The organism is Streptomyces pseudovenezuelae (assembly GCF_029892565.1).
Lineage (GTDB): Bacteria > Actinomycetota > Actinomycetes > Streptomycetales > Streptomycetaceae > Streptomyces > Streptomyces pseudovenezuelae_A.
In genome coordinates this window covers 1-15,567 of sequence record NZ_JARXVH010000025.1, presented here as the reverse complement: position 1 = coordinate 15,567, position 15,567 = coordinate 1, and the positions used below count along the sequence as shown (strand labels likewise).

At 66.4% G+C, this 15,567-nt stretch carries 10 protein-coding genes; 2 read left to right on the top strand and 8 right to left on the bottom strand.

Going from position 1 to position 15,567, the window contains the following annotated elements:
* Positions 1–34: 34 nt before the first annotated feature.
* The 7 genes from M2283_RS44960 to M2283_RS44935 all read right to left on the bottom strand — a co-directional run bounded on the left by M2283_RS44960 (position 35) and on the right by M2283_RS44935 (position 13,061).
* Positions 35–421: an SCO4402 family protein gene (locus M2283_RS44960; protein WP_280882386.1), complete on the bottom strand. Its 387-nt coding sequence runs from the start codon at positions 419–421 to the stop codon at positions 35–37.
* Positions 403–6,864, bottom strand: a complete 6,462-nt coding sequence (locus M2283_RS44955) for an RHS repeat-associated core domain-containing protein (RefSeq protein WP_280882461.1) — start codon at positions 6,862–6,864, stop codon at positions 403–405. Before M2283_RS44955 ends, M2283_RS44960 begins: the two co-directional genes overlap by 19 nt.
* A 156-nt stretch (positions 6,865–7,020) precedes the next feature.
* Positions 7,021–9,801, bottom strand: coding sequence for a LamG domain-containing protein (locus M2283_RS44950; RefSeq protein ID WP_348538978.1), 2,781 nt, complete (start codon positions 9,799–9,801; stop codon positions 7,021–7,023).
* 196 nt (positions 9,802–9,997) lie between these two features.
* Positions 9,998–10,675 carry a hypothetical protein gene (locus tag M2283_RS51800; RefSeq protein ID WP_348538977.1) on the bottom strand — a complete coding sequence of 226 codons (678 nt, stop codon included), beginning with the start codon at positions 10,673–10,675 and terminating at the stop codon, positions 9,998–10,000.
* Positions 10,676–11,483: 808 nt separating this feature from the next.
* Positions 11,484–11,657 carry a hypothetical protein gene (locus M2283_RS44945; protein ID WP_280882385.1) on the bottom strand — a complete coding sequence of 58 codons (174 nt, stop codon included), beginning with the start codon at positions 11,655–11,657 and terminating at the stop codon, positions 11,484–11,486.
* 115 nt (positions 11,658–11,772) lie between these two features.
* Entirely contained in the window at positions 11,773–12,441 is a 669-nt protein-coding gene (locus tag M2283_RS44940) for a hypothetical protein (protein ID WP_280882384.1), read from the bottom strand.
* Positions 12,438–13,061, bottom strand: coding sequence for an RNA polymerase sigma factor (locus M2283_RS44935; protein ID WP_280882383.1), 624 nt, complete (start codon positions 13,059–13,061; stop codon positions 12,438–12,440). The genes M2283_RS44940 and M2283_RS44935 overlap by 4 nt, the downstream gene beginning before the upstream one ends.
* A gap of 482 nt (positions 13,062–13,543) precedes the next feature.
* Here M2283_RS44935 and M2283_RS44930 point away from each other — a divergent pair, with 482 nt between their 5' ends.
* Positions 13,544–14,224, top strand: coding sequence for an HNH endonuclease family protein (locus M2283_RS44930; RefSeq protein ID WP_280882381.1), 681 nt, complete (start codon positions 13,544–13,546; stop codon positions 14,222–14,224).
* Between the two features lie 289 nt (positions 14,225–14,513).
* The gene (locus M2283_RS44925; RefSeq protein WP_280882380.1) at positions 14,514–14,777 is read left to right on the top strand and encodes a hypothetical protein; all 264 of its coding nucleotides are present in this window, start codon (positions 14,514–14,516) and stop codon (positions 14,775–14,777) included.
* A gap of 187 nt (positions 14,778–14,964) precedes the next feature.
* On the opposite strand, the gene M2283_RS44920 is transcribed toward M2283_RS44925, so the two are convergent.
* Positions 14,965–15,348: a hypothetical protein gene (locus M2283_RS44920; protein WP_280882378.1), complete on the bottom strand. Its 384-nt coding sequence runs from the start codon at positions 15,346–15,348 to the stop codon at positions 14,965–14,967.
* Between the last annotated feature and the right edge of the window lie 219 nt (positions 15,349–15,567).

The following is a 15,567-nucleotide window of genomic DNA, read 5'->3' as shown; positions in this document are numbered from 1 at the left end:
AGCACTGACATGGCCCAACCAGACCAGTGCCAAGCTACTCGGTGAGGATCAGGTACGCCCTGGACGCTGACTCAACCACTCCTGGCCAGTGACGTGACTCCATATACTCGGCGTCAGACCGGTCAGATCCTTCCGTCTTCAGCACCAATTCGATCCTCTCAGCGAGTTCCGTCATGGCGGCTACCTCTTCTTGCGACCTGAGAGTTTTCCCCAGGGCCAATGTAGGTTCCTCCAGCACAAGCGTGTCATCGAAGAGGATGTTCAGGTTCAAACTAAAATCGTCGAAATATCCTTCCTGTGGATATTCACGACGGACCCAAACCCGGTCCTGATACTCTGAATCACTCAACGCTCGCACGGCGGAGAGGATATTTTCCCTCATTTCAGGGAAATCGACGTCTGTCATGTCGGCGAGTTCCATGTTTTCCACTTGAGCCAGTCATTCAACGGGATGTGCGCATCATAGGCACTGGTTTTGATGTCGCCGGATATGGGGTTACCGTCACGGCCTATGATCTTCCCGCCCGAATTGATCACCACGTGATCAACCTGTTGGTACGGCTGAGAGTTGTTTGGGTTTCCCTGGTCGATCCTGACACCGTTTCCCTTTCCATCATTCCAGCGCCACCCTATGCCCTTCTTCGTTGCCTTACCAGGTCCCAATTCGCTAGGCACCTTGCTGGTCGCAGATTTGGGAATCCACGAGGGTGCCCCAGCGGGAGTCGCGGCTGACTGGCCACCGCTCTGCTGTGCCTGGTTGAGCGCCTTGTTGAGGCCGTTGTCGATGCGGTTGATGCCGTCTGCGGCACCCATCGCCCCAACGCCTACGAGGGCCAGGCCGCCCGCCGCTGCCGGAGCGCCGACAACGCAGCCGGCGATGGTGGTGCAGATCAGGGCTCCGCCGGCAGTTATCTCAGCGCCGGCGTTCATCAGGAAGATGCTGACGGCTGTCTCGAAGCCGCCCTGCAAGACGTCCGGATTGGTGAGGATGGCGGTGCCGTAGTTGATGGCGGTGTCTACAACGCCGGACACGAAGTTGAGGAACCCGCCGTCGTCCCCTGTACTGGTGGTGTCGCCGGTGCTGCTGGTGGGGGCGGTGCCGCCATATCCCGGTGCTGTTCCGCCGCCTGTCGGGTGGCCGTTCTTGGACTTGCTTCCGTCGCCGTGGGTGACGACGCCATTGCCGCAGCCTTCGGCGAAGTTGCCGCCGCAGGCGAGTCCCTTGCCTGCGGGATCGAAGAAGGTCGCGGGGTTGTTGTTGCTGTAGGTGTATCCGTTGAGTGTCTGGGGTTTGTCGGTTTCCAGGAGTGGGTCGACGCTGATGAATCGTCCGAGGACCGGGTCGTATTCGCGGGCGCCGATGTGGGTGAGGCCGGAGGAGGGGTCAGCGGTCTTGCCGAGGAAGGACTTGTCGTCCGGCCAGGTTCCGGTGCCGCCTGTGCGGGAGGCGCCGAAGGGGGTGGTGTAGCGCTTGGTCACGGCCTGTGTGGTGGCGTCCAGGGCCAGGCTGGACGTGCCGTGCTGGTCTGCGGCGAGGTAGGAGAGCGTCGGCGTGCCCGGCTTGTTGCTGCGGACCGCGATGGTGGCCGAGCCGGCCGAATAGTAGCGCTGGGCCCAGTACTTGGCGGTGGCGGTGCTGGTGTCGAGGTGGACCTCGGTGGCGCCGAGGTAGAGGACGGTCTCGCCCGCCGTGTTGCGGCGGATGAGCAGACTTCCGTCGGCGTCGTAGACGTAGCCGGTCGTGCTGCTGCCCTCGACCAGCTTGGCCAGGCGGCTTTCGTTGTCCCAGGCCAGGGACTGGGATGTGGTGCCGTCCAAGCGGGTTGTGGTGTTGCCTGTGTCGTCGTAGCCGTAGGAGGCGGTGACTCCGGTGCAGGTGCTGGCGGTCGTGGTCGTGGTCAGCCGGTGGACCTTGGTGGCGCTGTAGCAGTAGGTCTTCGTTGTGGTGGCGCTGGTGGTGTGGCTGGTCTCGGTCGAGCGCAGGCCGGAGTCGGTGTAGCTGTAGGAGGTCCAGTACGGGCTGGCGCCGCCGAGGTTGGCGGTGGTGCGGCCGGTGGTGAAGCAGTCGGCCGTGGACGGGGTCCAGGCGTTGGTCAGGCGGCGGTAGCCGTCGTAGGTGTAGCACTGGTTGTCGGCTGCGCCCGTACCGCCGAGGGTCGTGGGGTCACTGATGGCGGTGACGTTGCCGGCGTCGTCGTAGGTGTAGTTGAGGTCCTGCAGTTGGTAGCTGTGGGTCTGGTCGGTGACCGAGGACTCCTTCAGCCGGTCGGTGCCCTCCTCGTACTTGTTGGTGATGTACGCCTTCTTGGTGCCTGACGCGGTGGACGTGCCCAGTGTGAGCTGTTCGGTCTGGCCGAGTGCGGAGTAGCTGGCGCCGAGAAGGTAGCCGGTGGTGCCGGTGACGGCGGTGGGCAGGCCCAGCCCGTTGTAGTCGTTGTTGATTGTTTCAGCGCTGAGGCCGCCTGCGGCGGGCTCGGAGGTGTACTGCTGGGTGCCGTCGATGTTGTAGTACGTCGAGAAGGACAAAGTCCGGGACGGGACCGCGCCGGAGGTGACCAGGGAGTCGCCGGCGGGCAGGACCAGTTGCGTGGTGTTCGCGCGGTAGAGGCTGTCGTATGCCGTGACCTGCTTGGTGTAGGCGCTGCCTGAGACTCCGCCGACATAGCGGGTGGAGGAGTCCACCTGCCCCTTGGCCAGGGTGTCGTAGGCGTAGTGGGTGAGCTTGTTCGCGTCGACCTGTTCCTCCAGCGTGGAGGTCAGGTCGGCGGTCGCTGCGGCGCTCCAGGTGTCGGTGGTCCGGCCCAGGGTGTCGTAGGCGTAGATGGTGACCCGGCTCGCTCCGTCCTTGGTCCAGGAGGCCTGGTCGAGGTTGGTGTAGCCGGTGGTGGCGGTGCCCTTGTCGGGATCGGTGGCGGAGGTCTGGCGGCCGAAGAGGTCGTAGGTGTAGGACCACTGGCTGTCGGGGCCGGTGATCGTGGACTGCTTGCCGTCGCGGGTGTAGGTGAACGCGGTGGAGGTGTACGGGGCGCCCGTGGTGGCCCCGTAGCCGGTGTCGGCCGGGGACGTGCCAGCGTATTCGCGGCGCTCCACCGTCCGGCCCTGGGCGTCGGTGATGGTGCGGGCCGCGGAGCCGCCGGAGACTGCGGTGGTGGCGGTGGAGTCACCGGTGTAGCTAGTGGACGTGGACCATTTCTGTACGCCGTAGACCAGGAGGGTGTTCGTCGTGGGGCGCTCGGCGCCGTCGAAGACGGTCTCGGTCTGCTTGGGAGCCGCGCCGTATTCCGCCCGGGTGTAAGCGCCGGATGGTGTCGCCGTCGAGTCGAAGATGTCGGCGTACGTCTCGTACGCAAGGCCCCGGCTGTTGTACCGGGTGTCCGTCAGCAGCTGGCCCCCAACTGCCGTTGGGGACTGCGTCTGGAGCGTACGCAGCATGGAGTCGTAGATCGTGTATGCGGTGTTGTACGTGGTGCCGTCGGCCTTGAGTGTCGAGGTGGACGTCCAAGACGGGTCGTCGTTGGAGACGAAGTAGGCGTAGGTGTAGTTGGGGCTCTGCGACAACGAGCGGGAGCGGTTGGGCAGCCAGGTGGCGGTCTTGCGGCCGAGGGCGTCGTAAGAGCTCTCGGTGATCTTGTTGTTGGCGTCGTAGACCTTGGTGGGGGTGCCCCGGGCGTAGTCGGTGTAGGTATAGACGATCTGGGTCTTGGGATCGGTGACCTTGGTCCTGGTCAGGGGGCCGGCGGCGGTGGGGGTGTAGACCGTGTACGTGGTGTTGCTGGCGGCGTCGGTGGAAGTGAGGACGCGGCCGAGTGTGTCGTACGTCAGCTTGGAGAGCGTCTGCCAGGAACTTGGGGAGCGCTCGCCGCTGGTGGCCGTGGCCGGATAGGCGGAGGCGCGGCCGGTCCAGGTCACCTCGCCCTTGGTCGGGGTCTGGGAAGAGGTCCAAGCGGTGGCGGTGGCGGTGTCGTAGACAGTCGCGGTGTCGGAGAGGACGTCACCGCGTGTGGCGGCGGAGGCAGGCAGGGATAGGGAGGTCTCGGCGACCGAGCAGGCCCTGCCGACCTTGCGGGTGCGGGAGACCAGGGAGTTGATGCCCAGGGTGTCGTTGCGGGCGTACCAGGTGCGGGTGCAGGTCTCGTCGCCGGTGACGGCGGTGTCGCCCTCGTCGTAGACCGTGGTGGGCATGCCGTAGTCGTCGAAGTCGGTGGTTGAGGTGGCGCTGGTGCGCCACTTCGACGTGGCGGTGAGGTAGGTGTGGGTGTAGGTCTTCGCGGTGCGGACGTAGTACGCCTCGATGTCGGCGTACGACTTGTGCTGGGTGGCTGTCCTCTTCAGCCAGGGGTCGTTGACCGTGACCGTCACGGGCGTTGAGCCGTTGTAGGTGATCTGCTCGCGCAGTTGGCCTGCGTACGGGTCGCTGTCGGTCTGGTCGGCCACGTCGAGGCCGGTGAAGTCGATGCCGGCGACGGAGACGGAACGCGTCGTGCCGTCCTTCTGCTTGTCGCCGTTCATGCCCTGGAGGTAGAGCGACACCGTCTTGGACTGGGTGCCGTCGGAGTCTCCGGCGGTGACAGTGACCTTGCCGTAGCCCCGCCAGATAGACCAGGTGCGCTCGTCGGCAGGGGTGATCGGGTCGTCGTTGTAATGCCAGGCAGGGGCGGAGTAGCTGTAGGCGTGCTCGACACCGACGTTGTGGCCGGTGGGGTCGGAGGAAAGGACCGCTGTCACGCGGTATTTGTGGAACCAGTCGAGCGACGATTCACTGGCGCCGTTGATATGCCAGTACGTCGGATAGCAGCTCTTGGTGTCGTTGTCCTCGGCGGCCGGCATGTTGGAGCCGCGTACGCATTCCGGGTCGGAGAGGGTGACGGTAGTGATCGCGCCGGTTTCGGACGTCACCGTCTCGATACGCGGGCGGGTCAGCGGGAGGATGTCGTCGTCGTTGGAGTCGACCCGGTTGACGCGCATCTGGTAGCCGAAGGTCACCGGGTCCAGGCCGATGTCGGTGCCGTTTTTGCCGGTGTGCTTGATGGACGTCAGCGCCAGTGTCTGGTCGGAGGTGTCGCCGACAAGGTCGCCGCCGTCCAGGAACGTCTGGGCGAGCGTCCAGGAGTCGACGGCGGTGAAGGCACTGGATGCGGCCGACCATGCGTACGTGTCGATGCCCGTCAGACGCTTACGGGTGAAGAAGGCCGGGCTCTTGGCGTCACAGTCCGCGTCCTTGGCACAGATGGAGTCGTAGGGAACGTCCGGCCATTTGTCGGCGGTGGAGTCTGTGAGTGAGGAGCAGTCGGAGGCGGTGCAGCGCTCGTCGTAGGAGAACGTGACCTTGTCCGAGGTGACCCCGCTGAACAGAGTGTCCTTGTTCTGCCCGTAAAGGATCTTGGTGAGGTAGCCGCCCCGGGTGTACCCAGCAGTGGCGGTGTCGGCGCCGTTCTTGGCGTAGTGGTTGGTCTCGGCGGTGTACCAGTAGGTCATCGCGTTGCCGAGCGGGTCCTCGACATAGTCCAGGTTCCAGCGCCAGGCCTGGGTGAGGGAGCGGCCGGAGAAGGAGTCACCCTTGTCGTAGCCAGGTTCGTCGGGGTCGTCGCCGTAGACCGGGGCCGTCCACACGGAGTTGGTCCGCTCGGTGTCGGCGCCGCTCAGCTTGTCGAGGCCGAAGACGTACTTCGTGCCGTTGCCCGTGATCACCGTCCAGTACTCGCCGTTGTCGTCGTCATTGTCGGCGCCGGTGGAATGGGTGACGGTGGAGGCGTCGTCGTTGCTGAGCCGCCACACCTCCTTGGTGTCGTCCTTCTTGGTGTCGTCTTTGACCAGTTCGCTGGACTTGCCGTTGAGGACGATTGAGGCGTTGTCGTACTTCCAGCACTGGTCGTATTTGGTTTCCTGGCCGTCGTCGTCGCAGGCGCCGTAGGAGCGTTCGACGTAGGAGGACGTGATGTCGAAGCCCTCACCGACCTGCGTGGACTGGTTGTTCGTGGACGCCGTCTTGCCGTCCGAACTGCCGGAGTCGTACGACAGCGACAGGGTGGGGGCGGGGCCCGCGGCGGCCGGGGGCGTGCTCAGGGGGTAGGACCAGGTGAACGCGCCGGAGGAGCTGCCCGCTTCCCAGCTGGAGGAGGACGACAGGGGCGAGGCGGAGTAGTTGCCCGAGCCGGAGGCGGATTCACCGGAGGCCGCGGTCACCGCAAGGACGGTGGCCGCGGAGGTGGTGGCAGCCGAGGTCCGGGAAGCGCTTGACGGGTTGGAGGTTGCCGTCGAGCTGGAGGCGAGGCTCACTGTGGCCGAGACGGACTGGCCGGAGATGTCATTGTGTGAGCGAAGCGGGGTCTGGACCCGGCACACCGCCTTCTCGGGCGTGGTCAGGGCGCAGGCGGGCAGTTGGACCAGCCGCAGGCGGCCGGACCAGCCGCCGCCGTAGGCGGACGCGAACGCCGAGTAGTCCACGCTCACCTCGGCTCTGCCGGGATCGTCGGCAGCCGCGGTGAGCAAAACCCCCTTGACACCGGCAGCGTTGACGGCCTCACGACTCAGGACGCGCACCTGCGCCTGGCCCGAGACAGCCTTGTCGCCGCCGGACTGGGTGATGGTCACGGGCAGTCCGCCGGCGGTGAGTTTCGCCTTCCCCTGTCCCGGGACCGTCGCGGTGCTCTCGGCCGCTGTCGGCCAGGACGCGTTCTGTTCCGCCGCTGCCCGCTTGGCCTGCGCGGCATTGGCCGCCTTGGCCTTGGCGACCGTGCCGCGAGCCTTCTTGGCACCCAGGCCGGTCACCGCCTGGACCTTGCTCACGCGAGGTTTGGCCACTGCGGGCTTACCCAGGCCACCGCCCGTCGCGGCAGCCGCGACGGGCGTCAACGCGACCGGCACGGTCAGGGCTACCGAGAGAGCCACCACGAGCGGCGCCCAACGAGCTGGTATTCGGGTACGCACGAAACAACCCCCAGGTGAAAAAGCATCAGGAAAGTCCGAGAGCGGGCGGGCGGCGGCGCCTGCCGCCGCCGCCCGTGTGGTGGTGTGCCGGGGTCAGTCTCCGACGGTGTTGGCGATCTGGTCCTGGCTCGCCATGGCGCCGGCCCAGACCCGGATGTCGGTGATGGATCCCGGCAGGTAGTGGCCCCAGGCGGAGTTCGCGAAGCCCTTGCCGACCGCGAAGTCGCCGGACCCGACGACGGCTGTGTAGGCGGTGTCGTCACCGTTCTGGTTGAGGCCGAGGTAGAGGCTGATCGTCCCGGACTGGGCGTCGTACACGCCGGTCATACGGACGGGGCTGCCCAGGGTGGCCGCCTCATCGGAGGTGACACCGGTGAAGGTGCCGTCGGCGTTGAGGCGTCCAAAGTGCCACACGCCGACCGGGACCGTCTTGTCCGTCTCCGGGTCGGTTTCGGTGCCCTTCAGTTCGTACCAAAAGCCCCAGGCGGAGCCGTCGGCGCTGCGCTGCCCGATCACCTGTGCCGTGTAGCCCACGCTTTTGGCAGCCAGTGCGTCGCTGTCCAGTTGCACGGCGGTGGTCGCGGTGAACGAGCCGGTCTCGTCCACGAGCGGCCCGGAGGTCGTGGCCGTGGCGTTCGTTCCGTTGAGCACGATCCCCTCACCGTCGAGGGACGCGCCGCCGGCGAGGGTCAAAGAGCGGCCGTAGCCCGAATCGCTGTCCGCGAGGGTGGTGCCGCCGGCATCCGCCGGGTTCCAGGAAGCCACCAGTTCGGCTCCCGCGTACCCGTTGGAATTCTTCAGCTGCGCGTCCGTGGAGATCTGGTCATCGGTGAGTTTGGCCTGCCAGGCCCGGACCTCGTCGATCTGGCCGCCGAAGTAGTCGGTGGGAGATCCGGCGGTGTAGAGGGTCCGGCCGATCAGGAAACTGCCGTTGGCGGCGGAGGGCTGTCCTGTGTCCAGCGCGACCGGGGATCCCTGGGCCTTGCCGTTTACGTACAGCTGAATGGTGTGGGTGTCCGAGTCGTAGACACCGGCCAGGTGAGTCCACACCCCGAACGGGACCGACGTCTGGTCGGCGTAGGAACGGACGATGTGCGAAGTCCCGGCGGAGTCTCGCCAGTGCCAGTTGAAGATCCAGCCCTTGTAGGAGGTGGAGTAGTAGATCGAGAGGCCGGACGCGGTGGAATCGCTGCTCACCTGCGATACGACGGCGTAGTTGTGCGCCGGGGCGGACGCTACGCGGGCCCAGGCCGACACCGTGTAGGAAGCCCGGGTTTCCAGCACAGCACCAGAGGTCGCCGCGTAGCCGGCCGAGCCGTCAAGAGTCAGTCCAGTGTCGGTCACCGGGGTGGTGAGGTCGTTGCCGTTGCTGTCCTTGGTGATGACACCACGACGGCCACGTCCATCACGGGACGCACCGGAGGAGAGGGTGACGTTGTCCTGGTCGGCCGTCACCGTGGTCGAGGTATCGATCGCAGCGCCGCTGGCCTCGTCGAAATGCCACTGCCCAACCGGACCCGGCCCCTCGGCGACCACGAAGTCGATCGCGTTCTGCGCGCCCCAGCCGAGGGTGTCCTTGGCTCGCACGTAGATGGTGTACGTGCCCGATGCCGCAGGAGTGACGTCCTTGCTCACCGTCGATCCCAAGATCTCGGGTGACCAAGAAGTCGCCGTGGACAGCTTGTACTGGTAGGCGGTGTTGGTGTCCCCCGAGTGCGGGGTGAAGGTGAAGGTCGCCTTGACGCCGGGCCCGCCGCCCGGGTCACAGGCGTTGGACGTGCACTGCGAGTATGGGTCAGTCAGCGCGATCCCGGGGGCTTTCGGGCGGGTCGAGTCGACCTTGAAGTAGCACCAGCCGGGGACGTCGGCGTTGGACGCCGAGGAGAGATGGCTGTTGTAGCTGTTGTAGTAGGAGCGGGTCCAGGCCCGGTAGCGGTAGAGGGTGCCGTCGGTCAGCGTCGGTGTGGTCGCGTACAGCTTGGTGTTGTCGGTGGCGTGGCCGCTGGTGGGCCGTTCCATCTCGGCGACGGCCTGGGACCAGGAATTGCTGCTGGCGGTGTACTTGTCGACGTCGAAGGCCGCACGCAGCAGAGCGTCGTCCTCACCGCCCTTGGCTGTCTGCACTGTCGCGGACAGCTGCGGAGTGGGGTCCGAGACGATCAGCGGGTCGCTCTGCTTGGTCTCGCACTGCGTGCTGGTACCGGTAACCAGGCCGATCGCGGTGGGCTTGGCCGGGATACCGACGAAGTCAACGTCCAGGGTCGCGTCGTCGTCGAACCGCTTCCAGCCGTTGGGGTCCGACTCGTCGTGTGCCTTCAGCATCAGAGTGAGCCGGGAGAAGTCGCCAGCCGCGAACTTCTTCACGGTCGAGGTGAGGTTCTCGTTGGTCTCGTTCGGACTGTCGTTGAACTCGATCGCCTTGTCCGGCTGGCTCGGGTCACAGGCGGAACCCCGTCCGGCCGACACATTCCGGTCGACCATCAAGTCCCAGTTCGCTGTCGGGCCCGGCCACGTGGTGGACGACGAGATATTGCCGGTGCGCGCCAGATCTACCCAGGTCGGCTCACAGGACATCGAGAAGCGCTCGGTGACCCGGAAGGTGGCATCCAGGACCTGCTTGCCCGCCAACTTGCTCGCCGAGAACTCGAAATACATGCGGTTCTTGTAGCCCGAGCCGCAGTAGTAGGCCAAGCCGCCGGTCACATACGTGCCGCAGTAGCCGACGCCCTTGCCGTCGTCGCCGCCGGAGAAGTTGTAGAACTTGTCCCCGTCGGACGACAGCAGCGTGCGCTCCGACTCACCCCACGACACATCCGGGTCGATGTAGAGCGGGTAGACCGTGTCCGCGCCGGTCAACAGCTTCGTGTCCGGCACCACTGTCACCGAATCCGCGTTCGCCGATACCGGCAACATCACAGAGGCGTCACCGTCGCTCGGACCTGCCGCGGGGTCCGTAGATGCTTCGCCGGAGCCGTCCTCGGTTGACGCGGGAGTATCGTCCGCCGACGCCACTCTGAACGAAGCCTGTGACGCGATCGCCGACGAGGCAGTCACAGACGAAGGGGTCACGTCACCTGCGGAGTCCCACATCTGCGCAGCCGGGGCACGGAACACCGTGTTGCCGTTGGCGTCCACCGCGGACAGGCCACCGCCCCCCCTCCCGCACGGTTAGGCCATCGGCGCGCATGGAGAAGTCGAGCGTCTTCAGCTCCGGGTTGGCAGCCGCGGCCGCGCTCTTGACCACCAGCACCTGCCGGACACCCTCGACAGTGGCAATCATTCGCAAGTCCACGCCGGGAAACACGTTCGCATACAGAGCGGAGGCACCGTCCAACGTCGGCTCCGGAAGCTGCCCGGGCCAGCCCAGAGACAGTGACGACCCGTCCTCGGCCAGCTTCACCAGACCGGCGCCATCGCCACCCGCCGAGAACGAGATGCCCAGCACCGCAGCCTTCGGCCCGATCGAACCGTCAGCTCGCCGCTCCAGCGTCGCGTCCGGTGCCGCCCACGAACCGTCAGCAAGCTTGGCCCGCACGGGAACCGCCGACTGCACCAGCTTGAACGTCAGTCCGTCAGGGTTCGCAAATGTCGTTGAGTACTCAGTGCGCTGGCCCACCACCTCGACCCGCTCGCCGGACTCGGCCGCCTGCGCCGCAGCGGCCTGCGCCTCCGACATCGCGTCCGCGTGCGCGGCCGGCGCCGACACACCCAACACCGGCACTCCCGCCAGCAACCCCGTCACCGTCACAGCCGAGAAGACCCGTCTTGCACCCCATCTGTCGTGTCCGGCGTATTTGCTGTGTCCCCCCTGCGCGCCTACATGACGGCGCGACACACCCCACCCCATAGCCCCCACCCCGTCTTTAAAAGATCTTTACAAGGTGAAGATCTAAGTCGACACGGCATGGACAAGTCAACGCTTTCGAGCTGCCGGATTTGGCAGGGGCAGATCATGGCCTGAATTGAATCCATCTCCACGTTCACAGAAAACCCGGTGATCAGGAGATGCACGTCCAGGCCCGCCTCCGGCTGACCCGAAGCCCTCGATCGGCGATGCGATCTCGAACGGCTCAACCCTGGCGCCCACACTCCTTTTCTCACGGCTCCAGGACGGTCGCTGCCGGCCGTCGGGCGTACGGCCTTGGCGAGCCACCCACGGCTGGCGATCGCACACCACATGCAGGTGCCAGGCTGAGCCGAACTCGCAAGGCTCGCCTGCCGGGTGCCGTCGACGGAGATCTCTTTCCGGGCGGACCGCTACACGACTACCTAGTGTTTGATATGAGCACCATGTGCACGGCACAGCGCTGCCTGACGGCCCGTCCGCTTCAGGCCGCAGGCGCCGACCTCTTCACGGTGGCGCCGATCGGGGCCGCCGTTCTGTCTGATCCGATCTCCGACTTAGGGAACGCGCGTTTGGCTTCCGCCGGCGAACGTCGCGGACCAGGTCCTCACCGAGAGTCTCGACCCCGATCTGCCTGCGGCGGACCCGTGGATCCCGGCCACAGGCAGATCGGAATGCAGGAGGGCAGCGGCTGGTCACGGAGCTGTGGTGTTCACAGCCAGTGCTGCGCCCACATGAAGATCAGGCCTACGGCTCCGGTACCGGCGCCGTAGCAGGCGCCGCGCAGCACCTGTGCGAGGGCGGTGCGCCGGCGTCGCGCGATCCACTTCCACACAGTGGTGAGCCGTTCCCGCCATGTGCGGGGCGTGCGGGGGCTAGGGTTCATGGCAGACGTCCCTTTCTGGATGGCGTCTTGACGGGGAGTCCGTCCGGCCTGTGGCCTCGGAACCGGTGGCCGGTGATGGACTCCCCTTCGTCGTATCGCGGGTGGAGTGTGCGGGTCAGCGGCCTTCGGTGAACTCTTGGAGCCGGGCGACGAGTTGGCGGTCGGGCCGGGCGACGATGACGGAGCAGTGGGCGCGGGCGGCGAGCCGCTCAACCTCGTTCTCCAGGCGGCCGGTGGGCGGATGTGCGCGGGAGCCGTTGACGCGCACGTAGCGGGCGAAGATTTCCAGGCCGTCCAGGAACGCGGCGTCCGGTGGGGCGGTGTCGGCCATGGAGTGGGTGAGTTGGTGGAACCAGTGCCGTGCTCGGCGCGATTCGCCCAGGCACAGGTGGTGCAGGTGCAGGCAGTAGGCGGCGGCGCGGCTGCTGGCGCCGGCGGCGAGCTGCCACCAGAACTGCGCGGACTCGGGGTGTCCGGTCAGGTGGAGCAGGCAGGCGAAGACGAGGGCGCCGTCGACGTCGAGTTCGTCCTCGGTCATCGGTCCGCGGTCGGGGCCTTCGGCGATCTTCGCTACGTGTGCGGCGGCGTCGGGTTCGTTGAGGACCCACCGGCACACCACGCTCAGGCGCTGCCCGGCCTGGGCGGCGTGGGTGACGTCGGTGGTGGGGGTGCGGCGGGCGGCGTCGGCGGCCAGGCGTCGCAGGCCGGCGGCGACATCGGTGCCGCGCCGCGGGGTGGCGGGTAGGCGGGCGTCGGCGAGGAGGGTGTCGATGGTGGCGGTCATGCTCCTGCTCCCTTGTTCTTGGGCTTCTTGGGCGCCTCTGGCAGGCCGAGCTTGATGCGCAGGCGTTCCTTGGCGCGGCGCAGGTGGTGGCCGACGGTGCGGTCGTCGATGCCGATGTACCAGGCGACTTTGGCGGTGGGGTAGCCCAGCACGTAGCGCAGCACGATCACCTCGAACTGGCGGTCGGGGAGTTCGGCGATCGCCTCGTACAGGCCGCTGCTGGACTCCATCTTGTGGAGCTTGTCGCGGGCCGTGACCAGGGCCTTGTCCAGGGCCTGGGCGATGGGGCCGTTGATGATGAACGCCGGCGCCCGCCCCTCCTGCTCCAGGCGGTTGTGGACGATGCGCCGCACGATCGCCCACGCCCCCTGTTCGAGGTTGCCCGCGCTCAGCAGCTGCGACCAGCCGGCGTGGATCTCCAGGAAGACCTCGTGTATGACTTCTTCGGCCGCCTCCCGGGTACCGAAGTGGACCTCCGCGTAAGCGTGGAAGACCTCTTGGTGGCCGAGGTAGAAGGCCTCGAAGTCCAGTGGCAGCTCCAGCGGCACGAACATGGACTGCGACAGCCCGGCACCGTGCTCCGCGGGCGAGGCGCCCTCCGGAGCGTCGTCGTACCTCACGCGCTGCTCCCGTCGGCAGGGGACATGAGTAAAGATCCTCTCCATTGAGGCGGTCGGGGACCCGGCACCAACTTGCCTGCGCCGACAGGCCGTTGGGCCTGCACAACAGCTAAGTGATTTGCAGGGCGGAACACTCACGCTCCTTCGAAAAAATCACGGGGCGTGCCCGTCCGAAGGCGCAGTGCAACCTTCAACAAGCACCGCTAGTCACTCTCCGTAGGCCCTTGACCTGGCCCAACCCTCCCGAGGGACGCAGCGAACACACCTGCGCACCCTCGCCGTGTTCTGCATCACACCCCGCGCACGCCAGGCACATACCGGCGCTCACACCACCCCGCACGCTCCTCCCCACACCCCAGCCGCACCGCCGGCGGTGTGACTTACCGACCGTGCGGGTGAACTGACGGCCGATCACCGGGCGCGTCACGGACCCCGCCCGATACGAAGATCACTCGTCTTCCGTGCTCTTCGAAGGGGTCTTGTTGCCTTCCACGTGTTCCACCGCCGTACGGACCGCAGCCCTCGCACTGTGCACGCTCGCCGCCCTGCTCGCCCCTACAACCGCCCACGCAGCAGCCGACCCAGGCGACACGATCGCCCTGCCCGTCCGCGACGCCCTGACCGCGCTCCCCGTACGAGACGAAGAGCGCACCGGGTACGAGCGCAGCAAGTTCCGGCACTGGATCGACGCCGACCGCGACGGCTGCAGCACCCGGGCGGAGGTACTCCTGGAGGAAGCCGTCACCGCCCCCGAGCAGGGCGCCAACTGCCAGCTGAACGGGGGCTCCTGGCACTCGCCCTACGACGACGCCTCCTTCGACGTCGCCCGCGCCCTGGACATCGACCACCTGGTCCCGCTCGCCGAAGCCTGGGACTCCGGCGCCTCCGCCTGGACCGCCAAGCAACGCGAGGCGTACGCCAACGACCTCGGAGACAGCCGCGCGCTGATCGCGGTCTCCGCGGCCAGCAACCGGTCCAAGAGCGACCAGGACCCGGCCACCTGGCAACCACCCTCCACCGGCTACCGCTGCACCTACGCCACCGACTGGATCGCCGTGAAGACACGCTGGTCCCTGGCGATCGACCCGTCCGAGCAGGCCGCACTCACCGACATCCTCGGCCCGTGCCCCAACAGCCCCATCGAGGTCGCCCTCGCCCGCTGAAACGGAAGTCCGGCCCGCCGCTACGGGGGAGAGCGGCGGGCCGGAACCACCTCCACCATGCACCAGCACGGCGCGGAACGTAGGACACACCGCCGAAGTAGACCGCCCCGCTTCCGTGCATCCGGCAGCGGCCCAGGACCGTCCTGATGAGGTGTGAGCCCACAGTTGCCTGGGCGCCGGTCCGAGTGGCGAGGCCTGCGCCTGTGGCCGCTCGACACCGTCCTCGCTCTGTCCTTCTCCCCCGCCCTCCTACCGGCCGCCACGGTGTTCTTCACCGCGTGGGACCTGCTTGGCGCCCAGGGCCCTGAACCACGAGCCCTGCGTCGACTACAGCACGCTGTTCGACCTGGTCAAGTTCTCCTTCGGCGTGGTCGCCGGGGCCTGCTCCTTGGTCTTCAACTACGCCGCCTCCGAGCTCCTCCAGCTCCTCCAGCAACACATCCGCCGCTGCAACGCCGACACAGCCATTCAGCACGGTGACATCGCCGCTCTGGCCCTCGACGCCTACCTCCGCGCCCACGGCTACCCACCCCAGCCCACCAGCACCACATGACCGTCTCGACAGGACACGGGTCCGCCCTTACCGCCTGCGATGATCCCGCGCTCCCAATCGGGCGCCCGGGACCGTCGCGAGGCGCGTAGGAGGCATCCCGTGAGTTGGCGACTCGGGCCACGCTATCCACCCAGCGTCGCAATGGAGCACCTAGGAGACTCTTTTCCTCCTTGCAACCTTCTGGCTCCTACAGCTCATACCACTCTCCGAGCCCTTCGACCGTTCCCGCTCGGACGAAATTCTCGATGACATCCCATGCGCGATCGACTCGCATCACGAAGTCACCTGTAAAGGTTCCCAGATCATCCATGACCGGAACGTCGACTTGTCCCTCCGGGGAAACAGAGCCGTCCCCAACAAGAAGGGAAACACTGTCTTCGGAGGTGAAAAGATGAACGACTGCATGATCATCCAGGAAGCTGAGGGTCAGATAGGGGTACAGACTATCTGGCAAATTGACTTCCAGATGCCCCCGACCGCTGCCGCGCAGCTCCCTGAAGGCATCCACAAGGTCACTCAGTTCCGAGCGCCTTTCGGTGGAATCGAAGAGTGCCGACTGCACCGATGTCATGGACCACACAACGTCCATCTTTTACCTTCGAAATTTTTATGGCCGAGGCCACGGCTTGGAGCTCGTAACACGATCATGATCGGGCCTTCTTCAGCCTCCTCCAGCAGATGAGGCCGCAGGCCAAAGAGCTCGTAACACGATCTTGTTGAAGTGCCCTAGTCGGGCGTGACCGATGTGCTGATTCGGCCGTTCGGGATGGTGTGAGCATTCGGCCGTGGA

Bases quoted from the DNA above. Each gene is read 5' to 3' on its own strand.
- M2283_RS44960 (WP_280882386.1), bottom strand. From the start codon at position 421: ATGGAACTCGCCGACATGACAGACGTCGATTTCCCTGAAATGAGGGAA.
- M2283_RS44945 (WP_280882385.1), bottom strand. From the start codon at position 11,657: ATGAACCCTAGCCCCCGCACGCCCCGCACATGGCGGGAACGGCTCACC.
- M2283_RS44920 (WP_280882378.1), bottom strand. From the start codon at position 15,348: ATGACATCGGTGCAGTCGGCACTCTTCGATTCCACCGAAAGGCGCTCG.
- M2283_RS44940 (WP_280882384.1), bottom strand. From the start codon at position 12,441: ATGACCGCCACCATCGACACCCTCCTCGCCGACGCCCGCCTACCCGCC.